Genomic DNA, 24,305 nt, shown 5'->3' with positions numbered 1-24,305 from the left:
AACAGCCCCGGTGTATCAGTAACACCAGGGCTGTTGGGTTAAGTGGCCAAAAAGGTTAATAGTTGCGAATAATACCCAGGTCGTAGGGGATACTACCATAATCGGGGTAACTGCCATTCTTAACACCCTGTATAATCATCTGGCAGCGATCCATATTATCCACCTCCATGCGTTCATTGTTGGAGGCGCGCAATACTTCCACATGCGATACCTGGTCTGTCCACTGTTCGGCTAAAAAGGTCAGGTTATCCTTGGCAGCCCATTTTTCTGCCACCTTCGTCCAGGTACCGCCCAGCGTGCTGGCCGTCCATAGTTCCTGGTAGCGGTTAATGTCTTCCACCACCATATAAAACTTACCATCTGCTTTGTTCTTGTACACATGTGGCGCTTCAAAAGTAGCGGTAGCGGCCACAGTGGGGGCTTCCCAACTGTAAGGGAAGTTGGCTATGGTGGTTCTTCTTCTTTTAATGGTGTGCGAGCCATCCTGTGCCGAGTAAAAGCAGTACACATAACTGTCATCGGCAATACACCAGAAGTCAATACCGTCTGTAAAGCCCATGGCCCTGTTAGCCGTCCACAAACCTGGGTTGGCTACATCTGTATTGGTAGAAAAAGAAGCGCCCAGGCCGCTCTGGTATATCAAAAACCATTTGCCTTTTACCGGGAACCAGAACACCTGTGGAGCGCAGAAGTAAGAGCCGGCATTTAAGGCGCTCATATAGGTACGGGTAGCACTGTTTAATCCGCTAATAGTGGTAGCGGAAGTGTAACCCATGCGCCACAACCCATTAGTGCCCACATTGCGCCCCGTGTAAAAGAGGTGGTATTTACCGCCTGAATACACAATGGAAGGATCTTTTACGGCAATGTCGTCAAAAGCGCCGGAAGGCCCGTCCAGGAAACAACGGGCTTCGGCTTTCCATACAGGTGAAGCCACCACACTGGCTGTGCTTACTGCTGCCAGCTGGTAGGCGGGCAGCAGTGTGGCAGCATCTTTTTTAACACAGCCTGCAAACAGGCTGTACATGATGGCCGCAATCATACATTTTTTCATAGAAGCTTTTTTTAAATGATGGAATTATTGTTTTACCAATGGCAGCGATGCATGCACCCCGCTGTTATTGGAAATGTTGATATAATACAATCCGGCTGGCAGCGGGGCTACATTCAACTGTTCTGTGCTGCCTTTGATAAGGCGGGTTTCCACAGCCCTGCCTGTAGCATCACACAACATCAACTGATCGCCGGCTTTCCAGCGGTTGCCTAAACGTACGGTTACCAGGTGTTGTGCAGGGTTAGGATAAATGGCCATACCTGCCTCTTCCTTGCAGTTTAGCAAATCCGGTGTTTGCATAACGGTAGTAAGGCCGGTGGTGCAGTTGGCTGCTGTGCCGCCCACTACTTCTATATAATCCACATTCGGCAAGCCGCTGGCGCCAGTAGCTGCCAGCCTGATATCACTGCTGCCGGTGCCTGCGCTGGTGTATACGGTAACCGTGTTCCAGGTTGTCCACGAACCGGTGGCAGGGAAGCTTACATTGGCGGCCACCACAGTACCATTAATCAGCAGGTTGGCTGCACGGGTATCTATAGAGGCATAGCGGAAGGTGAATGATTTGGTGCCGGCAGCAGCAAAGTTCACTTTCCAGCTAATACCATTTCCCATGGCATTATTGGTGTTGGCAAAACCTGCACCGGTATAGCCTCCATTATCCGTATCTACCGTACCATCCACACTGCAAAAACCGGTGGTGTTTTCCTGAATGATATTACCACCACTGCCGGCTGGTACTACCACTATGTTATCAAAATACATCCCATTGGCAGCTGTGGCGCTGGCCTTGTACTCAATCACATTATTACCTGCGTTCAATGTAATGGTTTGTGTTTGTATGGCCCATGCACCCAGGCTGTCGGTGGTGGTAAACACAGGGGTTGCTACCAGGCTGCCGTTTACATAAATGCCTATGGTATTTACGTTGCCTCCGGTAAGAGAATAACGGGTGCGTAACTGGTAGGTGCCGGCATAGGGCAGGTTAATGGTATCCCGTATGCTGGCCGAGGCATTAGTGCCAAAGCGCAGGTAACCCTGGCCTGTGTAATTGCGTACGGTACCACTAACGCCATTGGCAGTGTTGCCGCTGATGCTTTTATAATCAAAAAGCTCTGCTTCATGTTGTAGTGGGCCTGCATACACAGCAGGGGCTACCGGTGCGCTTACCACGGATGGTGTATACGCAGTAAGCCTGCCGGTAGCAGTGCCAGCGCAGTTAACGGTAATGTCCAGTGCGCCGTTGTGCTGCACAGTGAGGGTAAACACACCGCCCGACCAGGCAGCGGTTACATTGCTGGCAGTGTGGCTGCCTCTGTCGGTATAAGACCAGGTAGGTTGGGTGCTGGCGCCGTTAATACGGATAATATCTGTTTTTAAGCCCGTGTTCAGCACATTGTCGTAGTTGTTCAGGTATATATTCAGCCTGTTCGAATACTCCTTAATAACACCGGCAGAATATTGCGAATAACTCAGGTCTATGCTGCTACAGGTATTGTATTTGAAAGGAATATTAGCAGTAGCCATCTGGTTGGTTTTATAGGGATTATAGGTAACCCAGCCATTCTCATGCCTGCCGGCATATAATGTGCCTGTATATTCAGAAGGGAACAATGTGTTCAATTCGGTAACCTTTGAAGTAATGTCTGGCCAGCGGGTAGCATAATCTGATTTATTTACCTTAACAGAAAATGAATTGGCATCTGTATCGTCCAGCTGGTATACAATGGGGATGGCAGGATAACGGCCTGTTTTTTTAAAGAAGCTTTTATTAAACTCATAATTGCCATCGCTATCCATCCGGTAAAGCCCCTCAAACAATGTTTGAGGGGTACTGTATTGATCCTGGTTACTGCCGCTGCTTACATTGTTAATGATCACCACTTTGGTGCGGTCAATAACTTCCCTGCGGGTGGGTATGCGCACGTTTCCATCCAGTATTTTACGAAACAGGTCTACGTTCACATTGTAAAACTGGGGGTAAAACTCCCAGCGGCGCGTAGTAAAGCCATCGGGGGTGTTGGTGGTATTGATTTCACGGGATGATTGTGTCATAATCAACTCCGGCCCGTCTATCACCGTTTCCCCGGTAAGCATTACATGCTCTAAGTGTGGAGCAATACCGGTAGCGGGTGTAAAGTTGGCGTGGGTGCCCGTAGAATCTGTCCAGCCGGTTTCATCGTAGCGAATTCCGTATTGCCCTGTATAGCCGGATACATAAGCGCCCAGGCAGGTGCTCTCCATATCGTGCTGATAGGTTTGCTGGGTGTACTTCTCGCAAAGAATATAATTTTCTGTATAGTTCCGGCACGCGGCAGCAAAGGCCGCATTTCTTTTCAGCATGGCAATGGGGTTTATATTCGCATCCCATTGGTTAGGGCACCAGCTCACCGTCAGGTAACCACCATAGCGATTACTCAGCTGCAGCAGGTTGGCAAACAGGTTAATGCGATCAGCCCAAGGGGGTGAAAGTGGATCATAGCTACTGGATGAAGTAGGCAGGGTGCTGCCATCAAAACCCCAGAACTGCTCGGCATAATTAAAGCCGATAAAATTGGGATAGTCGCGGTAGAACTCTTCATATACGGCCAGGTCAGACTGTGAAAAATGCTGAAAGCCGCCGCTGCTCTGCTGTATCATAGCCCATACGCGGTTTTCTGCACATACCCTTAACCATGACTTCGCTATTTCATAGCCATACTCAGCCTGTAACCATTTGCTGCTAAGTCTGTCGTGGTTAATAGAGATGGAGATATTAAATACTACGTAAGGGCGTATATCGGCAGGCACCATGTTAATGATCTTCTGTGGGTCGGCCTGGTTCCAGGAGTCAATATGGATAAACCAGGCTGGTTGTTGTGGTGATATGGGGCGGCGCAGTGTTGCTGCTTGTCCGTTTGCCTTGTATTGCATCATTATCAGCAATAGGGTGGCAAGCCAGGCAATACTTTGCCGGCCCCTGGATAAAGGAGATTTCATTGTGAGGCTTTAAATATGAAGAATAGGAGGTGAAATGTTTATTTTTTCATAAAGGATTGGCTGGCTCTTTGTCCGTGTACATTGGTTACTTGTATGTAATAAATGCCTGTTGGCAGGCCTGCTGTATTCAGGTTTTCCTGGCTGGCTTTCAACACACGGCGTTGCAGTGTTTTACCCTGTGCGTTATACAAGGTGATATAGTCGCCTGACTTCCAATAGATACCTGTTTTTACAGTAATGGCAGCACCGGCGGGGTTAGGATATACCGAAATGCGTTGGTCTTCCCGCAGGCCTGCATTCGCAGTTGCTTTAGCCTGGGCACTGTCAGCCACTGACAACAGGGTGTTGGCGGCAAGGCTGGCAGGGCAGGCCGCAGCCACACCATTTGTTATTTCCAGGTTATCTATATTAGGTAAGCCACTGCCCCCTGTAGCTTCCAGGCGTATGGTAGCATTGCCTGCACTTACGGTAGCCGGTATGGTTATGGTAGTCCAGGTGCTCCACGAGCCGGTGGCGGGAAAGTTGATGCTACTCATTGCCGTGGTTCCGTTTATTTCCAGTTTGGCTTGCCGTGCATCGGTAGCGGCATACCGGAAGGTGAAATAGGAGGTGCCTGCACCAGCAAAACTTGCATTCCAGCTTATGCCAGCGCCCGTTGTGTTATTGGTGTTGGCAAAGCCAGTGCCTGTGTAGCCGGGATAATTATTATCTATAGTGCCGTTCACACTGCAAAAGCCCGTGCTGTTTTCTTCCAGCACTGCACCGAGAGAAAAGCGTTTTACAAAATTCCATATCTCCTGGCTGGTGTTTACGCCATTTACCGAATCCATCGAATACCAGTGGCCTTTACCCGCCAGGGTAATTAACACCACTTCCGATTGCGACAAGCCGGGCCCCCAATATCTTTTAGTAGCAACCGAATTGGGTTTGCTGGAAGGATATGGCTGGGTTATCTGTGGTGTAGTAGGGCATTGGTTACGGCTGATCCAACCATTCAGGTAGTTGCCCAGGTTGGGATAGGTGACTACGTCATCTGCATCGCCATGCACATGAATAAGAGGTATGGGGCGTGAGCTGTTATAATTACCTCCACCCCATAACGGATAGCCCGATACAGGTGCAAAAGCCGCAATTTTATTGGCTATTTGTGTGGCGGCATGATACGTCATCATGCCCCCCATAGAAAAGCCCGAAAGATATACCCGGTTGCGGTTAATGGCATAGCGCTGCTGCATGGTATCAATAATAGCATTGATAAAACTGATATCAGAGGTGCCGCTGATATCCCACTGATTATTGATGCCGCTGGGGAATACTACTATAAACTTAGACGTATCTGCAATAGGTTCCCATTTAGCGGCATTGCGCTGATAGTCTGCACTCTGATTGGCACCGTGCATGGAAATGAGTAAAGGACGGTTCTGGGGCAGGTTGGTGGGTACATATACGATCATGCTGCGAAGAGTGGTGCCTACAGGAATGGTTACCTGGGCGGTAGATGTGTGGTAAAGTATACAGCCAAGCAATACTGTACACACGAGTTTTCGGTAGAAGTGTTTCATTAGATTGAATTTTGGTGTTGAAAGTATATAGTGTTAACTGTTAGGTAGTTACACAGCGGGTTAGTGAATAATGGCAATCGTTCTGGCACTACTGAAATCATTGGCAAACAATGCTGTGAAAGTACAGGCCTGCAGCAGTGGTGGCTGCGACAAATGTTTTATTTACTAGCAGAAATGTCAAAAAAAGGGGGGGAGGGTAAAGGCTATACAGCAGTTCGTTCTACTACGGATTTGATAACACCATCTAATTCTTCTACAGATTTTTCCAGGCTTAGCAATAGTGCTTCTTCAATATTATATTCCTGGGTATTGATAATTAAGTGCGAAATTCCTTTAATGTTCAATAGCGGGGCCCTTACCAGGTGTGATTGAATAAAGGCAATTTCTCTAAGGCGGCGGTGTTGTTCATGCTTTAACCTGGCTTCCCTGATCAGTTGGCGGTTCAGCTCTTTCTGCGTTTTCAGGCTCCGCTCTATGCTGGTAAGCAACACTCTTATCAATAAAACAAGGGCCATATCAATAAACAGGAAGTTTGCGGCAAAAATTACCCAATTGTACAGGCTAATATTAAAATCAGCAGTGGCGGTTGGGCTATACTGTAAATAAAAAGTAAACACTGCCAGCACCATTGCATTCAGTACTACCCCGGCATAAGCAATGGAGCCGGAAAAGAACAGGGCCATAAAAATGCTGGCAGTGAACAGGTAAATACCACCCAGGGAAAGGTTATGTAAAAAGCCGGCCATTGTTAATGACATTATGGCCAGGATAATGGCAAACAACAGCTTGCGTATAAAAACGCTTAACGAACGTTGCAGCACTATGGTGTTGAGCGAGAAGATAGTAAAGATGTTGGTGAGCACAATGGTATAATCTCCTTTTTTCAGTTCAAAACAGCTTACCAGGATAGTAACTAAAATACCAATGGGCATTATCCAGGTGATGATAAACAAAAACAGATTGTTTTGCCAGTAATCAAAAGCATTATCGGAAGGCGGCTTTTTGTCGCGGATTGTTTTCCAGATAAAAATTCTATAACGCCTGACGGCATACAGATGGCTGTAAGGGATGGTTATCATAGAAGTGGATGTTACCTCAAATGTAGCATTGGTTCACTAATTATGCTTATTTTATAAGTAACATGCAATAATTACATGTTTTTTTAATGCCAGACATATATATAGTAGTATTTTAAATGTATAAATGGCTAAACACATCGTAGCAGGCTTTTGTTTGGTTTTTCAAAAGAACTAATGAACATTTATCTATTGGATTGTTTAGGAAGGGGGGCGGGCCTGTTCCATTAATAGTGTCAGTTCTTCTACTGCCGCATCATCGTCATCTTCAAAGCCGATAAGTTTATACCGGATAATACCGTTTTTATGGTTAGTCAAAAGATTGCCTGAATGCTAATGGCAAAATGTTTGTCTTTTTTGCCTTCATTTCTCCTGAATTTTACAGTGCTAACAAAAAAGAAAAGCCACGCTGCCTGGAAAAGCCGCTCTCAACCTGTTTTGAGTATGCCATGAAGTGTAAGAAAAATAGCTAAATGTTACTATATTTTATTATAGTTATTTCTCTAATATTTACAGTACAAAACATAAACTGTTTAGCTTCTGACGCCTGTGCCATAATAACCGGTGAAAAATGATATAAAGGTGTTCAGATAATATATAGAAAATAAACTAACCAATAAATGACTACTTTGAGAAAGGGGCTTTTTCCTGCTGTTTGCAGGAATAGCTTTCTTATGCTATTGATCCTGTCTATCGTTATTCAGTCGAATGCCCAGGTAAATACATCTATAGGCACAGGCACTGCTACAAACGATGCCTGGCAATCACCCTGTCCGTTGCAGGATGGGGCGGGCGGTAACAGGGCACAATATCTGTATCGCGCCAGTGAATTAATAGCAGCAGGTATGGGGCCTGGCAATATTAGTGCTGTTGCTTTTACTGTAGTAGATCGTGATCTTAATGTGGGCAATACGCATACAGCCATAGAACAATATGCCATTAAAATAGGCACTACTACCATTAATTCCTTAAATCTGAATGCCTGGGTACCCGGCACCACTATGGTATATGGTCCTGTGGATTATATGCCTTCCATCGGGGTAAACACGTTTTCACTTACCAGCCCGTTTTTCTGGAACGGATCGGATAATATCGTAATAGAAGTTTGTAACGGGGCTGCGGATAATAGCAGCACCTGGTACGGCAGCTCCAATCCCCTGGTAAGAATGACAACCGCTTTAGGCTTTAACGGGTCACATTCTTTTGTGCTGGATGGCCAGGGAAATTTATGTAACTCACCAGGTATATTACAGGATGGAGATGCTACCAGCAGACCCAATATCATTTTTAGCTGGGCAGCTGCTCCCGCCTGTTCAGGTACGCCTGTGGCGGGCACTGCTGTTTCTACTATTACTAGTGTGTGTATGGAGCAGGCTTTTTTGTTAGCCCCCCAGGGCGCTACTGTTGCTTCCGGTCTTTCGTATCAATGGCAGTCGTCAAAAGACAATGCCGCCTGGACAAATGTTCCTGGCGGAACTGGTTTTAGCTATAATGCTACGCAGGATACATCTACCTATTACCGCGTAAAAGTAACATGTAACAACGGTGGAGGCTTTTCTTACTCTGCGCCGGTACAGGTTTTTTCTCCGTCTTTTGTACAGGGGGGGTATACTATTGATAAAAATGCGCCTGCAGGTCCTAATATATTGCATTCTTTCAACGAGGCTTACAACCTGGTTAAATGCGGCATTAAAAGCAGTGTTGTATTTAATGTGGCGCCAGGCAGTGGTCCATACAACGAACAACTGATCATGCAACGGGTGCCTGGTACATCTGCTACCAAAACGGTTACTTTCAATGGTAATGGTGAGGTATTGGAATTTGCATCTGGCAATGGCAATGAACGGGCGGTGATCAAATTGGATGGCGCGGATCATATTATATTCGACAGCCTGGTTATTCGTGCAACAGGCGATTTTGGTTATGGTGTGCAAATCATGAATAATGCAGATTCGAATACTATTAATCGTTGTGTTATTACGGTAAATGCTTCTTCCGGCGAAGCTAAATATGCAGGTGTGGTAATCAATAATTCCGATATAGATCTTTTGCCAGACATCGGCGCGTTATGCGATGGCAATATTATTTCCAATAACCATATCACAGGTGGATTTTGTGGTATCGTACTGGCCAGCAACACCACTTCCTCTAATAGTGGTAACATCATACGGAATAATGTTGTAGACGATTTTTACCAATACGGCATGTATATCAGAGGTTCTTTTACCACGACGGTGCAGCGGAATGTTTTTTCCCGTACCGGCAGGGTTGACGGGGCTTCTGACATCTATGGCATTTACGCTAAAGACCTGAGTGCGCGTTTAAGTATTAATGCCAACACCATCACGCACTTGCAGGGAGGAATTGTTTCCGGCAATACACGTTTGAATGGTATTGTGCTGGAACAGGTAAAGGCATTGGCTGGGGTGGATAACCTGGTAAGTAATAATTTATTGTATAGCCTTGGCGACAGATGCAGTATCCGGGGAATAGCCAGTTTAGGTTCCACCAGCGTGTTTTACTATAATAATACCGTTTCTCTGGATGGGAATAACCCGGCTGTTAATTTTGGACCAGCCATTATGGGATATTACCAGGAGGAGCAATCAGCTAATCTGAAGTTCAGTAATAATATTATTACCATCAGCCGTACCGGAGCAGGAGAAAAAACGGCCTTGTATTTCAACGGGCCTGTATCTGGTATCACTTCCGACAGGAATGACCTATATATATTCCCGGGTACAGGTGGAGTTACCCGTTTGGCTCATTCTGATAATGGAGATAAAGCCTCCCTGGCGGATTGGCAGAATGCTACAGGGATGGATATGAATTCTTTTTCACTCAATCCTTTTTATCCGAATGTATCTACCGGTGATCTTCATGTTTTCAATACCGCTATTGACAACAAGGGAGTTCCGGTTACGCAGGTGCCCGCAGATATGCTGGGAGTAGCGCGTAGCACTACCACTCCCGATTTGGGAGTGTACGAGTTTATACCGCCATCTTGTGTTACGCCACCTGTTGGGGGCCATATCCGGTTAAGTAAGGATACGGTGTGTGCCAATACGCTGGTGATGATGAAGCTGGAGGGCAATACGCTTGGAGGCAACCAGATTTACCAGTTGCAGTCGGCTTCTTCTGCCGCCGGACCTTTTACAAACCTGGGGCCAGCTATGCTTAATGGCGATACGGCCGTGCGTGCCAATACAAAAACCTATTACCGTATATGGGTTAATTGCAGTGGTATAAGCAGCTATTCCGATACGGTTGCGCTTACTATTCGCTATCCGCTACCCGGAGGCGTTTATGCCATTAACAAGAGTGGCAGCACAGCTGACTATAAAAGCTTTAACGAGGCTAAAGAGGCTATGGGTTGCGGCATAGCTGATGCAGTTACTTTCCAGGTAGCACCTGGCAGTGGTACTTATGATGAGCAATTGATCCTGGAGCCGATAACAGGTACTTCCAGCACTGCTACAGTTACCTTCAGCGGTAATGGCAATACCCTCCATTTTTCTTCTGATAACCCGGAAGAAATGGCGGTGATTAAGTTGAACAGTGCCGATCATATCATTTTTGATAGCCTGACCATCGATGCTACCGGCGGCGGCAGTTACGGAGTAGGCGCCCAGTTACTGAATGATGCAGACAGCAATACTTTCCGGAAGTGTAACGTAGTGATTCCGTTCCGTGGTTCTGATAATCACTTTGCGGGCTTTGTTATGAATGCCAGCGCGAGTGATCTTTTCGGTTATGGCGATGCTGATTGTGATGGTAATATATTCGATGGCAATAAAGTGAGTGGAGGTTATAATAGTATTTCCTTTTCCGGAAATTCCGGTAAACCTGTAAGGGCGAATCTCATTACCAATAACGATATACAGGACTTTTATAACGCCGGCATACGTTTGACTTATACAGAAAATACTGTTATAGATCATAATAGGATTTCCCGACCTACAGCAAGCGATGTGTCGGATTTTAATGGTGTGTACCTGGAAAATGAAGAAAACGGTGTGCGTATCAATGGTAACAGGTTCTTTCATCCATTTGGTGCTAATACAAGCAGTCTGGCAAACGCTTCCGGCATTGTGTTGATGTTTTGTAGTGCAGAAGCTGGCAAGGAGATAATAGTGTCCAATAACCTGGTGTATGATTTTGTGGGGGCGGGTTCCTTATATGGATGTGATGATATGGGGGCCAGCAATGTAAAATTCTATCATAATACCATTTCACTGGACGACGTAAATAGTACGTCTACGGCATACACATCCGGGTTCAGGCTCTCTTTTGCTTCGACGGTGGCATGGCAGAATAATATCATTTCCATTACACGCGGCGGTAACGGAGAGAAGAAGGCGATGGAATTGAGTGGCAATGCTGCTGACTGGGTAATAGACCACAACGATTATTATGTCAATGGCGCTGGTGGTAAAAACTATATCGGGTATTACAATAATAGTTATACAACATTGACCGATTGGCAGGCTGCTTTGGGGCAGGAGGCGCATTCTATGAATATGGATCCTGTTTTCACCAGCCCGGTTGCCGGCAATTTCATACCTGCTATTACGCCTATGGAAAATACCGGTATTCCTGTGGGAATACCGGCAGATATATTGGGCGTAGCCAGAACTTCCGCTACGCCAGATATTGGGGCGTATGAGTATACAGTAACACCTTGCTCTACACCTGTTGCAGGAACAACAGTATTGACCCCAAACTCCGGCATGTGCATGGGCGCTACGGTAGAGCTGGATTTGAACGGCAGCAACACAGGAGGAGGTCAAACCTATCAGTGGCAGAAAAGTGCCAACGGTGTTTCCGGATGGGATAATGTGGGACCTAAGCTATATGTGAAAGATTACCAGACAGAAGTGTTGCACAGCGATTATTACCGTTGTGGCGTGGCGTGTGGCACTGATACCGTGTACTCTGTTCCGGCACAAATGCATCTGAATGCAGCGTTCCCTGCGGGTATATATACTATTGACAATAGCGGCAATGGCGATTTTTCTTCGTTCTCAGCTGCTGTAGCTGCTATGGATTGTGGCATTGAAGGTGCTGTTACTTTTAATGTTAAGCCAGGGCTTTATAACGAGAAAGTACGCATGCACCGCATCGTAGGGGCTTCAGATACCAGCAGGGTTACTTTCCAGTCTGCTAATGGTATTCCTGCTTCTGTGCTGCTTACTTACCAGGCTACAGACAATACAGATAACTACGTGCTGCAGCTGGACAGCGCTTCTTTTATTACTTACCGCGGCATTACTATACAGGCTTCGAACGATACTTATGGTCGTGCGGTGCATCTGTTGCATCAATCTTCCTTCGATAGTCTGTTGAATTGTGCCATTGTATCGCACAGTACAACAACTACTTCGGAAGACATGGCGGCTGTCTATATAACCGACTTTTCCGGTAAAGGAACAGTGTTGAAAGGAAATACCATACAGGATGGCTCAGCAGGTATCTGGCTGGCCGGCGATTATAATAAGCTGACTCCTGGTGTAACTATTGATAGTAACAAGGTAGTGGGGGCTTACCAGTACGGTATTTACGGACATTATGCAAGCCGTCTGGTGGTTACACGGGATAGTGTTATCCTGGGAGCATCGCAGAATACACCCGCTCATGGCATTTACGTAGACTATTGTGACAGTTCTTTACAGATCACGGGTAATACGGTACTGATGCATAATACAGCAGCTTCTGTTCACGGTATATCGGTTGCCGCAACTGCTGCAGGCCCATTGAATCCGGTGAGCGTAGAAGCTAACTATATGCTGGCCACAGGCAACAATACTGGTGATGTGTATGGATTAACCATGCAAGAGAGCCAGGGTGTGGTAGTGCGTAACAACGTAATCAGTATAAATAGCAGTGGCGACAATGCTTACGGTATTTATAATTATAGTTCTTCTGCACGGTACGAAAACAACTCTGTGCACAGTACTTCTACTGCTGCCATTGATAACTATGCTGCCTATTTCTGGCATTGGTCTGCTTTTGTAGGTGCTTCTACGTCAATCAATAATATTTTTTCGCAGACAGGCGGCGGTAAAGCCATTTATTCGGCTCTGAAAGAGCTGTATGGAGGTGATTACAACATGTTGTATACTACCGGCAACGACCTGGCTGTAATAGGAGGGGATACTTACCAAACTTTACAGGGTTGGATCAATGCTTCTTCACAGGATTTCAATTCTATTGTTTATAAGCCTGCCTTTGTCAGTGATGAAGACCTGCGTCCGGATGTAACCGATTCTACGGTATGGGGTATGCACGGCCGTGGTTTACAGGTAGCGGGTAATGATCATGATATCAATCATCAGCCAAGGCCGGTAACATTGCAGGCAGGTGTGCCGGATTTAGGTGCTTACGAGTTCGTACCTGCCTCTGTGCCCCCTGTTTCCCTGGCTGTGCCTGCTGTGGCAACTGCCAATACCCGTCAGGCATTTATGCTGGGTACAGATACGGTGTATACGATAACCTGGGGTGCTACAGTGCCGGATCAGCTGAAAGTAAGAAGATATTCCGGTGTGGTACCTCCCGCATTGCCGTCTACTGCAAAATATATGTATTTCTATACCGATGCGGAAATAACGGGTACAGGTGCTACCGATTATACGCTGGAGCAACATTACCTGGATTCCTGGCAAGGTTATATAGATCCGGAGAAATATATCCGGTTGGGCAGAACAAAAGCTTCCGGTGAATGGATAGTAGATACTGCCAGCAGATCGGATATTGTTTTCAATACTATTACAGAGCATCACCTGGACTACCTGCACCGGTTTACAGGGCTTGCAGACAGTACGGTAGTGGTGCCGAAGGATGATCCGTATGTGAGTGTTGACAGCTCTAACAGGGGTACCCGGTTTTGGGTAGCTTATGGTAATCATAGCTTCTTTAAAGGCACTAACTCCCAGGAAATGCTGTTGTACCTGAGTGCCAAAGATGCTGCGAACGTAACGGTGCATATCAATGGCACGTCATGGGTAAAACAATATCGTATACCTGCCAACACTGTTATTACCAGCGACCTGATTCCTAAGGCCGGTGTAGCTGATGCCCGCCTGCTGGATGAAGGAAAGTATGATCGTGGTATTAGCATAGAAAGTGATGTTCCTATCGTTGCCTATGCACATATTTACGGTGCGGCATCGTCAGGCGCCACTATGCTGCTGCCTGTGGGTACTTATGGTTATGATTATTATTCCATCAACTCCCAGCAGGTTTTTGATGAAGATAATAGCTACTCCTGGTTTTATGTAGTAGCCAGTCACGACAGCACTGTAGTGGAAATAACACCTTCTAACCCTACACTGGGTGGTCGTGCGGCAAACGCAACGTTTACTGTTCTGTTGAATAAGGGAGAAGTGTACCAGGTAATGGGTGCTTTTGATCGTATGGATGGAAAGAATTATGTCGGATATGATCTTACCGGCAGTCACGTTCGATCTATTCAGAATATGTCAGGAAAATGTTACCCGATTGCTGTGTATTCCGGTAGTGGTCGTACTTCCATTAGTTGCAATTCCGGTGGCGGAGGTGGTGATAATATTATGCAGCAGAACTTACCGGCACAGGCATGGGGCAAGCGTTATCTTACTGCACCTACGTCAGTATCTTCCGATCCTACGGCGGTGAATGCCAATATCTTCCGGGTGGCAGTAAAAAATCCTGCCACTGTTGTGAAGGTGAATGGGGTAGTATTAACCAACCTGATTAACAACTATTATTACGAATATATTTCCAATACACCTGATTATGTGGAGGCTGACCAACCCATTATGGTGGCACAATACATGATGTCTCAGGGAACATGCGATCAGGCCGGCACCGGCGATCCTGAAATGTTCTATCTCAGCCCGATAGAGCAGGGGATAAAAGAAGTGAACTTCTACAGGAATTCGGAAGAGGATATCACCGTCAATTATCTCACATTGCTGATACCTTCTAAAGGACTGAGTTCATTGCTGATTAATGGTTCCAACACTTTTGATTTTACTTATCCGCATCCCAACCTGGCGGGTTATACGGTAGTCGTGAAAAGATGGGATGCCGCTAAAGAGCAGGTAACTGTTGTAAGTGATTCTGGTTTCACGGCCATTACTTATGGAGAGGGCATTGTGGAGAGTTACGGATATAATGCTGGTACATTGGTGAAAAACCTGAGCTCATTACCCGGCTTTACCAATGTGTTCTGCTCCAATGGGGGTAATAGTGATTATACCTGTGTAGGCACTCCGTTCCGCTTTACCATGGCTATACCGGTGAAACCTCAATCTATTCGCTGGAAGTTTAGTGAAGTTGCCAGCCTGGCACCACATGCAGATAGCATACAGGTGAATCCGATACCATTGGATTCTGTTATGGTCAATGGAAGAAAGTTATATCAATATACCATTCGCCAGGATTTTGTGTTCAGCCAGGAAGGTACCTATTATGTTCCTATTGAATATTCACATCCTGATATAGAAAGCTGCGATAACACATCAGGCGTGATGCTGGTTATTCATGTGATTGGTAAACCGAAGGTAGATTTCACGGTGAATTACTCAGGATGCCTGAACGATCTTGCGCAATTCCAGGGCATAGCTACTATGAGTAATGGCACGCCGGTAAATAAATGGAAGTGGGACTTTGATGATAATACAGGGTCAGGAACACAGGATACAGTAAAGCGTTTTGGGGAGCCGGGTACGTTTTATGTAAAGCTGCGTATTATTGGTGAAGATGGTTGTATTGCAGATACCGTGAAGCCTGTTGTTGCCAACGCCTATGCTGCATTGAACTTTGTGAACGATTCGGTAGTGGTTTGTGAGGGTACACCGGCGGAGCTTACCATACAAAACCCGGAGGCTGGTATTACATATAGTTGGTACGATGCGCTGTCAGGCGGTACAAAGGTGCAGGATGGTGTAAGCTATACTGTCAGTACTGTTACGCAGACCGTCAATTTCTATGTTACTGCAGTGAAGAATGGTTGTGAGTCGCCAAGAGAAAAAGCAACAGCCACTTTACTGGCCAAACTGGCAGTGCCTGTAGCGACTGTAGATTCCTTAGGTACGAATATGGTGCGTTTCCGATGGGAAGCTGTGCCAGGAGCAATGGGGTATGAAGTATCTGTGAATGGCGGCACCACCTGGGCTACTCCTTCGTCTGGCAATCTTGGTCTAACACATACGATAGTTAACCTGTTGCCAGGACAGGAAGTGACGTTGCTGGTGAAAGTAAGAGGCGAAAGCGCCTGTCAGGATACGGTATCTGAAACAGCGAAAGCAATGGTGCTGCAGAGCCAGATTTTTATACCGAATTCATTCACACCTAATGGTGACGGCCTGAACGATGTGATACAGATATATGGTAATGTGATCAGGGAAATGCGGTTTATCATATTTAACCAATGGGGTGAAAAACTGTTTGAGACACGGGAACAGAACAAAGGATGGGATGGCACTTATAAAGGCAAGCCTCAACCATCGGGTGTATATATATACCTGTGTCAGCTGGTATTAGCAGATGGTAGTAAACAAACGAAAAAGGGTAGTATAAACCTGGTAAGATAATGAGGTGCAGATTCATCATATGGCTGCTGGTGCTGCCGGCTTTTGTACAGGAGCTGGCGGCACAGGGGCTTTCTAATAGGGGCAAGGAGTTCTGGACAGGCTACGGTCTGCATCAGTTTATGGAATTACCCTTTGGCGATAACAGCCAGCAAATGGTATTATATTTTAGCGCAGAACAGCCTGCCAATGTAAAAGTGACGGTCAGGGGCAGAACGGACAGTTTTTCCAAAACCTATCCTGTACCGGCTAACTCTGTAATTGTTACAGACCCCATGCCTAAAGATGGTGGTGACTATGATTGCCGTTTATACGATCTGCCTCCGGGTTTTGGAGGTAATGGCGGCGACGGGCTTTTTCATGTATCTATTCATATTGAAAGCGACGTGCCCATTGTAGCTTATGCACATATTTATGGATCCCTTTCGTCAGGAGCTACTATGCTCATGCCTGTAGAAACCTGGGGATATGCTTATACTTCCCTGAACAGTAAGCAGGTATTTGAAGATGATTGTTTTTCTTTTTGTTATGTAGTGGCGCAACATGATAATACGCTGGTGGAAATTATTCCATCCGTGCCTACGCGGGATGGCAAGCTTCCGGGAATAACTTATTATGCAACGTTAGACAAGGGTGATATTTACCAGGTAGTAGGTGCGGGCATGGGTATGGGTAGTGGCCTGGGATATGAGCTTACAGGTACTACCGTTCGCTCTGTGTCCAACGGAGACGGGCATTGTTATCCGATCGCTTTTTTCTCAGGCAGCAGTCGCACGCGTAACCCCTGTTCTGCTGGCGTGTTGGGTGGTGATAATGATATGCAACAGGTGTTTCCTTACGAAGCATGGGGCAGACGTTATCTTACTGCGCCCTTGTCATCCACTATCAGCCCCTCTGTTTTTATGAACAATATCTACAAAGTAGTAGTGCGCGATGCAGCTACTGTAGTGAAGCGAAATAATGTGCCACTCACTAATTTCGATCCGGCATCTATGAGTTATACCTTTGAGAGTGATAAGGGCGACTATATAGAATCGGACAAGCCAGTGCTGGTGGCGCAGTTCATTTCGGGTGGTTGCCTGGCTGGTGGTAAAGGTGATCCTGAAATGATTTACCTCAGTCCTTTGGAACAAGGAGCTAAGCGTGTTGGTTTTTATCGCAACACGGCAGAGGCTATTGAACGGAATTTTGTAACACTGATCATACCGAAAAAAGGGTTTCCCTCGCTGCGTATAGATGGATTTGCTAATTTCAGTCATACCTATACACACCCGCGTGATACCAATTATATAGTAGTAGTAAAGCAATGGGCCTCTGCAAAAGCTCAATGCTTAGTGCAAAGCGATTCTTCTTTTACAGCGGTTACTTATGGCCTGGGGTATGCAGAAAGTTACGGTTACAATGCGGGTACAGCCATCAACAATTTGCATGCGGTATTAAATGTGCACAATACGCCTGATACTACCTCCGTTGTATCCCATCCGTTTACCTGCCGTAATACCCCCACAGAGCTTTCTGTATTAATGTTATACGAGCCTACAGAGCTGATATGGCATGTGAGTGCATTGCCGGGCATGACGCCACAGGCAGATATTACACAAACCAATCCTTCGCCTGTGGCAACGGTGCTCGTTAATAATATCAACTATTATAAGTATGCTCTGCCTGGTACTTACCAGTTTGATACATCAGGCATATTCGATCTGCCTGTTACAGCAGCCAATCCATTCATAGAGAACTGCGAAAAAAGGGAAACGATCATTACTTCCATTACGGTAAGGCCGGTTCCGGAAGTGCTTATTCATTATACGGATACAGGTTGCCTGTCAGATTCAGTGCATTTTGCCTGGTCGCCTGCAGCAGATGGTTTTAATGCCAGCCAATGGTATTGGTCTTTCGATGATGGAACTACGGCCAATAAAGACAGCATAGTTAAAGTGTTTACTACTGCGGGCAGGCATATTGCCAAACTTCAGATAGTAACCACAGAAGGTTGCATAGCAGATACCGCTATCGGGTTGAACGTGTATGCGCCCCCCAGGGCTGCTTTTTCTGCCGTCGCTACCGCCTGTAAAGATCAGCGGGTAACTTTAACAGATATCTCTTCCGTTGTTTCGGGCAGCATTGTTGAATGGCATTGGCATTATGGTGATGGTACAGAAGACACATTCAATCAGCCGGCTGCTTTTTCGAAGCAATATGCACAGCCCGGTTCTTATATCATTCAATTATCCGTAACCAGCGATAAAGGTTGCAGCGATGATACTTCTCAAAGTATTACCATACAGCCATTGCCTGTTGCAGATTTTCAGCTGCCTGCAGCAGTATGTATGCCGGAAGGTAAAGCGGTTTTCAGCAACAATTCTTCTGTGCCTGGAAATGCAGCATTAACTTATCAATGGAATTTTGGCGATGGCGGTGCGGTGTCTACTGCTGCTTCCCCTACACATATTTATACCGCAAAAGGTAATTACCCGGTTAGTCTTACCGTTACGTCGCCGTATGGTTGTACTTCCAGCAATGTGCAGTCATTAACTGCCTTTTATGATAAGCCTGTTGCGTCATTCACTGTAGTGCCGGAAACATTATGCCAGGGGGCAGACAACCGTTTTACCGATGCCAGTACTGCTACGGGCAGCACTGTGGCTGCCTGGAATTGGGTGTTTGCGGATGGCACCACTGCTTCAGAGCCTGATCCTGTAAAGCGATATGCCCGGGCCGGACATTATCCGGTGCAATTAACAGTTACCAGTGCGGCGGGCTGTACTTCTTCTACGTTTGAAAAAGAAGTAATTGTATATGTACAGCCGGTGGTGGATGCAGGCCCCTCCTTTACAGTAACAGAAGGTACTATGGTTACTTTTCAGCCTGTTACCAATGATTCTGTGAAAGTGCGCTTTCAGTGGTCGCCTGCTGCAGAGTTGAACAATGCTGCTCTGCTGCACCCCACTTATCTGGCCAGGGCAGACAATACCTTTACCATTACTGCCACAGGCCTGGAAGGGGGCTGTACGGCTTCCGACTATCTGACAGTAAAACTATTGCGTGACGTGAACGTGCCTAATATTTTTACACCTAACGGCGATGGTATCAACGATGCGTGGGACATTACCAATCTGCAAATGTATCCGGGTTGCACGGTAGCAGTGTTCAACCGGTACGGACAGCAAGTGTACTTTTCCATCGGCTACCCGGTGGCCTGGAAAGGTACATGGAATGGGAAATTGGTGCCCGCCGCTACCTATTATTATGTTATTGATCTGAAAAACGGAATGGAAAAGCTCACAGGGTCAGTAACCATTGTACAATAATGGTTCTTTTTCAATAATAAGGCATAACTAAAAATGAAAAAGGTAGCTTTTCAGCTACCTTTTTCATTTTTTAAAAGGCTATACCAAACTGAAATCCTACACCAATAGCAGCCGGCTGATTATTCCCAAAACGGGCGGGAACGGGAAGGGCTATATAATAGCTGTAGTCCTTCTTTTTAATAATGGTTTTGTTTAGCACTGGAGTTACGCCATACCTTCCCGACGTTTCAAAAGCGGCACGGCTGGCAAGTACAAAGCCATGCCCCAGTGATAGCAGCAGGCCAGGATGAAATAAGAGATTGTTCATTTTGCTGGTGCCATCAGCGGCACGGATAAAGGGAACTACTTCAAAAGAAAATCCGATTCCGGAGCTTTTCCAAATGTTAATACCAGTAGGTAAACCTCCTACATACGCCCCATCAAAATTTGTATGCGTGCCGTCTTTACTAAAAGTGACTATGGGATGAATGATGCCTACATATCCGGTAACCTTCGGATAAGCAGGTAATGATGTTTGGGCAGGGGCAACAGAAACAAAACCAGTTGTTACCAGAGTAAGTATAATCAAATACGTGTACGTTGTTCTTTTCATAATAGTATTGCATTATAGAGCCAATAGCTTTTCTTATGCAATGCTATTATGTTGAAACTGCCTGGAATAGAACAGAATTAACTTTTGGGATCCTTTTTACCTTTTTGAAGCCTTTTTTTATGTTCGGTTGGGTTTCGCCGGTTTGTTGTTTAAAAATGCGTGTAAAGTGGCTTTGATCGGAAAAACCGGTTAAATAAGCTATTTCGGTGAGTGAATAGTTAGCGTTGGTCAACAATTCAATAGCTCTTTCTATCCGTATCTTACGAATGTATTCACCGTAGGAAAGGTTGTCGAAATATTTGGAAAACTCCCTTGACAAATAAGAAGGGTGTATGTCAAGATCTTTGGATACATCTTTCAGGCTAAGGCTTACATTGGTATCAATCTGGTCTTGAATCAGGTTTTTCAGCTCTTTTGCCCAGGCTGGTATTTTGTTAGCTCCACTTTTTTTGATGTACTTATTAAAAACCTCCAGTAGCATTTGTTCAACCGGGCCTGCCTGGGTGTGCTTTAAATGATGCAGGTGTTTGGCCCAGCTATATAAGCCGTCATAAATGGTCAATCCCAGTTCTAAAAGCTCCTGATCGTTCCTGATATTGTAGGCCAGGCCTGAAAATATAGCTTCCAGTCCTGCCGACTGCGCCGCAAAATCGTGCCTGTCTGTATCTGCACCCCGTACAATTGCCGCTATACGATCCAGAGCAGGGTCATTTAACTGGTGCTTTTTCAGGAAATAGTCAAAGGTACATTGGTCTTCATAGTGAGTATATTCTATATCCGGCAAGTCAAATGGGATGGCTTGCAGCAGTTCAGCCTGGGATAACACCTCTGTATAAGGAACATAAATAATTTCAGCATCGGGATCAATAAAACGTTTAATTAACCACGGGCAGGCAATTCTGTCAATTTTGGGGCGTTCACGGGTAATCCATTTCATCAGTGGAATTCATTAGTTTGTGACTGTCCTAAAATAAGCATTTATAGAACAAAAAAGGCCGGAGCTTTCCGGCCTGCAGTTTCAAGCATGTAAAAATACTGGAGACTGCTGGGTTCATTTTTTAGAGACATTATTAAACAAAAAGTTGACTGATCAATAACTAATTCTTTGGAAAATTAGTATTGGCTTTAACCTCCTCTATCTGTTTTGTATGCCGGCTTGTATGTGCCGAAATAAGCAAAATAAATTGATAAGCATCATAAGTGCCCATGGGAAGCACCGATACATGGTTGCGGAGGTCTTTTTGAGTACTGTTAATAAAGGTTATTAGTTTTTCACGGTTCTCTTTAAAGGAAGAGAGCGCTTCTGTCATTGTTTTGTAGGGAGAATTTGCCGGTTCCAACGCTGCAAATGTTTTTGACTTATGCGAACGATCTTCTACAGCTGCAATCAACGCTTCATCGGTAAAGGTAAGTGCTGTTCTTTTATCGGGGTTAGCTGGTTGTTGTAATGATTGCTCCACCATTACCCAAAGTTCTCTTTCAGCCGCAGCAATATGTTTAACACATTCTTCTACGCTCCATTTGTCCATAGCAGGCTTATAACTCAATTGTATATCATTTAAGCCCTTTACCGCATTAAAAACTCCTGTCCCGGTTTCCTGTAAAAAACGGGTAGCATATTCTCTTTCATGAGGCGTAAGCACGGTGTCCTTTGCTAGGGCAGGTACAGTTGCAGGCATAGTCGTTATTTTAGTATTCCTATTTTCTTGTTGGGCATTAATAGGAGAAGCAGTAATACTGAAAAATGCCAGCAAAAGCCATGTATTTGTCCTTTTCATGCGTTTAAATTGAATTATCTATAATGTAAATCACTAAATAAAATTAGGGTCTAAAAGCCGCTGACAATGGCGGGTATTTAGACAACATGATGGGTTGATTTGGACACACCCTATGCAGTACCTTTACCGGAAAGTAGTTGTTTATGAAACATCTAACCATCCTGGTTCCTGACGGTGAGAATAATTTAAGCAGTATTGTGGGGGCTTACAAAATTTTTACCCGCGCAAATGCCTATCAGAAAGAACTGGGAAAAAGGGAGGTTTTGCAAATAGAATTAGCCGGTACATCCAGCGAAGTAGATTTTTACAATGGCCTGTTCACTGCAAGACCTCATAAGCATATATCTGCCATCAGCAAAACCGACCTGATCATTGTTCCTTCTCTAAACCATAATTATCAACAGGCAATAAAGGGAAATGGTTCATTAATTGACTGGATAGGTCAACAATACAGGAATGGAGCTAACGTTGCCAGTATTTGCACAGGAGCTTACCTGTTGGCAGCTGCGGGTTTGTTAGATGGCAAAAGTTGCTCTACACATTGGTTAGCGGCAGATCAACTGAAACAGCTGTATCCAAAGGTTCATGTACAAACCGACCAGCTGATTACAGACGAACAGGGTATTTACACCAATGGCGGTGCTTATTCTTTCCTGAATCTTATTCTTTACCTGGTAGAAAAATACTACAACCGCGAAACTGCCATCTTTTGCTCCAAGGTTTTTCAAATTGAAATAGACCGGCAATGTCAGTCTGCTTTCATCATCTTCAATGGGCAGCGAAAGCATAGTGACGAACTAATAAAAAAAGCACAGCAATACATAGAAAGCCAACTGGATGAAAAAATTTCTATTGAAGATCTGGCTGCTCATTTTTCTATTGGCAGACGCAACTTTGATCGTCGTTTTATCAAAGCTACAGGCAATACACCTACAGAATATGCACAACGGGTAAAAGTTGAAGCCGCGAAAAAGGCATTTGAAACCAGCCGCAAAACCATTAATGAAGTGATGTACGAAGTGGGCTACTCAGACCTTAAAGCATTTAGGGAGGTGTTCAGAAAGATCACCGGGCTATCGCCTTTAGAATATAGAAATAGATATAACAAAGATGCCCAGGTGATAAGCAAGATGTAGTTTAAGTTTAAAAAACAGGATTATCCCCAAAACAGCAACTTAAGTGTTAAGATTGATAAAAAAATAAGGATCACATTTCTGTGATCCTTTTCTCCCAGAGGTCCCGAGCGGATGCTCGTTTTCAGCATATCTTATTCGATAACAAATAATTATATTTATTGTCGATTACTTTTTTGACGATCATTAAAAAGAGCTGTAAAATATTACTCTGCTTTACTTTCGGCAGATTTAACTTTACAAATATAGGGAACTGTTTTGGGTTTCAAAATGGAATTTCATACCATAATAGAGCCCACTTTATTCTTTAATGGCATTTTCTAATTGTTCGTATGGAATAATATTTCCATCAGCATCATAATATATGCTTTTTATATCGGTTTTATCAGGGGTTATTGCTATTGTAATATGCTGTTGATAAAGGCCATTAGACCACTCTACAACCACGTCATACTCAAGATTTATATACCCCTCATGATCAGGCATGGTACTAGAATAGATGTGTTTTCGGCTTTTTAATGCCAATGTGCCAATTAAGATGTTCTTATAAGTTCCCCAATCCCTTTGATCGATCACTTGCTTCATGTAATTGTAAGGTGTAATTGCTTCTTTATTGTCTTTATTGTAAATATCCTTTATTGAGACGCTTGCATCCTTAATAGTATATTTTCCCCCATTAACGACTAAAAATGTAATTATGTTCCCTTTATATATAAGCCGACCATCTGGTTGTAAAGGATTTAATGCCTGCCCACTTCCATTATGCCCAATAACAAGAACTGGAAGATTTTTTCCTCCGGTAATTTCATTTAAAGATCTACCTTGCATATCAGCTATTTTCTGATTAGCTTCTACTAAATTTTCTGATCTTTTTGCAATTTCTTGTGTTAGCTCTAATATCTTATTGTTAGCTACTTTTAACTCTTCTTTACTTCGCCTTTCTTCCACTTTACTTTCTTCGGCTTCCTTGTTGGCTTTCTTTTCCTTATTATATTGGGTTATTGCAGCACCTACAGTAACTAAGCTTCCTACAATTGCACAGACCAATGTACCATCCATATGTTTAAAAATTTTCTTCAACTTTAGAGTTTTAAGAAAATAGCTTAAAAATAGCAATTCAATTAAAAACGCATTTTATTTACTTCGGAGAAAAAGAAAATCTTTCATGGCTGTCATACACTTTTGAGGTGCAAAAGCTGAAAATGATTTAGGTAAGCTTTGTGCAAGATCGAAACCGCTTCCAACCAATAT

The 24,305-nt window shown here is 44.7% G+C and carries 11 protein-coding genes; 3 read left to right on the top strand and 8 right to left on the bottom strand.

The window, feature by feature from the left end:
- Positions 1-55: 55 nt before the first annotated feature.
- From FLA_RS13325 to FLA_RS13310, 4 genes are all read right to left on the bottom strand, one after another.
- A complete protein-coding gene (locus tag FLA_RS13325; protein WP_076382725.1) occupies positions 56-1,054 on the bottom strand; it encodes a non-reducing end alpha-L-arabinofuranosidase family hydrolase in 999 nt (332 codons plus the stop codon).
- Between the two features lie 24 nt (positions 1,055-1,078).
- Complete coding sequence (locus FLA_RS13320) at positions 1,079-4,030, bottom strand: glycoside hydrolase family 98 domain-containing protein (RefSeq protein WP_076382726.1); 2,952 nt, start codon at positions 4,028-4,030, stop codon at positions 1,079-1,081.
- A gap of 38 nt (positions 4,031-4,068) precedes the next feature.
- Entirely contained in the window at positions 4,069-5,592 is a 1,524-nt protein-coding gene (locus FLA_RS13315; RefSeq protein WP_084206564.1) for a carbohydrate-binding protein, read from the bottom strand.
- 203 nt (positions 5,593-5,795) lie between these two features.
- The gene (locus tag FLA_RS13310) at positions 5,796-6,671 is read right to left on the bottom strand and encodes a hypothetical protein (RefSeq protein WP_076382728.1); all 876 of its coding nucleotides are present in this window, start codon (positions 6,669-6,671) and stop codon (positions 5,796-5,798) included.
- A gap of 671 nt (positions 6,672-7,342) precedes the next feature.
- On the opposite strand from FLA_RS13310, the gene FLA_RS13305 reads away from it, so the two are divergent.
- The gene (locus tag FLA_RS13305) at positions 7,343-16,243 is read left to right on the top strand and encodes an Ig-like domain-containing protein (RefSeq protein WP_076382729.1); all 8,901 of its coding nucleotides are present in this window, start codon (positions 7,343-7,345) and stop codon (positions 16,241-16,243) included.
- Positions 16,243-19,551: a gliding motility-associated C-terminal domain-containing protein gene (locus FLA_RS13300; RefSeq protein WP_076382730.1), complete on the top strand. Its 3,309-nt coding sequence runs from the start codon at positions 16,243-16,245 to the stop codon at positions 19,549-19,551. The genes FLA_RS13305 and FLA_RS13300 overlap by 1 nt, the downstream gene beginning before the upstream one ends.
- Positions 19,552-19,621: 70 nt before the next feature.
- On the opposite strand, the gene FLA_RS13295 is transcribed toward FLA_RS13300, so the two are convergent.
- The 3 genes from FLA_RS13295 to FLA_RS13285 form a co-directional block, all read right to left on the bottom strand.
- Positions 19,622-20,143: a hypothetical protein gene (locus FLA_RS13295; protein ID WP_076382731.1), complete on the bottom strand. Its 522-nt coding sequence runs from the start codon at positions 20,141-20,143 to the stop codon at positions 19,622-19,624.
- Positions 20,144-20,189: 46 nt separating this feature from the next.
- On the bottom strand, positions 20,190-21,080 hold the full coding sequence (locus FLA_RS13290; RefSeq protein ID WP_076382732.1) for a chromate resistance protein ChrB domain-containing protein: 891 nt from the start codon (positions 21,078-21,080) through the stop codon (positions 20,190-20,192).
- A gap of 160 nt (positions 21,081-21,240) precedes the next feature.
- On the bottom strand, positions 21,241-21,822 hold the full coding sequence (locus tag FLA_RS13285; protein ID WP_159445202.1) for a DinB family protein: 582 nt from the start codon (positions 21,820-21,822) through the stop codon (positions 21,241-21,243).
- A gap of 242 nt (positions 21,823-22,064) precedes the next feature.
- Here FLA_RS13285 and FLA_RS13280 point away from each other — a divergent pair, with 242 nt between their 5' ends.
- On the top strand, positions 22,065-23,057 hold the full coding sequence (locus tag FLA_RS13280; protein WP_076382734.1) for a GlxA family transcriptional regulator: 993 nt from the start codon (positions 22,065-22,067) through the stop codon (positions 23,055-23,057).
- Positions 23,058-23,354: 297 nt separating this feature from the next.
- Here the strand turns inward: FLA_RS13280 and FLA_RS13275 are convergent, their stop codons facing one another.
- Entirely contained in the window at positions 23,355-24,113 is a 759-nt protein-coding gene (locus FLA_RS13275; RefSeq protein ID WP_076382735.1) for a hypothetical protein, read from the bottom strand.
- Positions 24,114-24,305: the final 192 nt, after the last annotated feature.

It is taken from the genome of Filimonas lacunae (assembly GCF_002355595.1).
In the GTDB taxonomy this organism is placed as follows: domain Bacteria; phylum Bacteroidota; class Bacteroidia; order Chitinophagales; family Chitinophagaceae; genus Filimonas; species Filimonas lacunae.
Note: the sequence above shows the minus strand (reverse complement) of the source record. Positions and strands in the feature narration are given on the sequence as shown.

Bases quoted from the DNA above. Each gene is read 5' to 3' on its own strand.
- FLA_RS13300 (WP_076382730.1), top strand. From the start codon at position 16,243: ATGAGGTGCAGATTCATCATATGGCTGCTGGTGCTGCCGGCTTTTGTA.
- FLA_RS13305 (WP_076382729.1), top strand. From the start codon at position 7,343: ATGCTATTGATCCTGTCTATCGTTATTCAGTCGAATGCCCAGGTAAAT.
- FLA_RS13310 (WP_076382728.1), bottom strand. From the start codon at position 6,671: ATGATAACCATCCCTTACAGCCATCTGTATGCCGTCAGGCGTTATAGA.
- FLA_RS13315 (WP_084206564.1), bottom strand. From the start codon at position 5,592: ATGAAACACTTCTACCGAAAACTCGTGTGTACAGTATTGCTTGGCTGT.
- FLA_RS13320 (WP_076382726.1), bottom strand. From the start codon at position 4,030: ATGAAATCTCCTTTATCCAGGGGCCGGCAAAGTATTGCCTGGCTTGCC.
- FLA_RS13280 (WP_076382734.1), top strand. From the start codon at position 22,065: ATGAAACATCTAACCATCCTGGTTCCTGACGGTGAGAATAATTTAAGC.
- FLA_RS13295 (WP_076382731.1), bottom strand. From the start codon at position 20,143: ATGAAAAGAACAACGTACACGTATTTGATTATACTTACTCTGGTAACA.
- FLA_RS13325 (WP_076382725.1), bottom strand. From the start codon at position 1,054: ATGAAAAAATGTATGATTGCGGCCATCATGTACAGCCTGTTTGCAGGC.
- FLA_RS13290 (WP_076382732.1), bottom strand. From the start codon at position 21,080: ATGAAATGGATTACCCGTGAACGCCCCAAAATTGACAGAATTGCCTGC.
- FLA_RS13285 (WP_159445202.1), bottom strand. From the start codon at position 21,822: ATGCCTGCAACTGTACCTGCCCTAGCAAAGGACACCGTGCTTACGCCT.
- FLA_RS13275 (WP_076382735.1), bottom strand. From the start codon at position 24,113: ATGGATGGTACATTGGTCTGTGCAATTGTAGGAAGCTTAGTTACTGTA.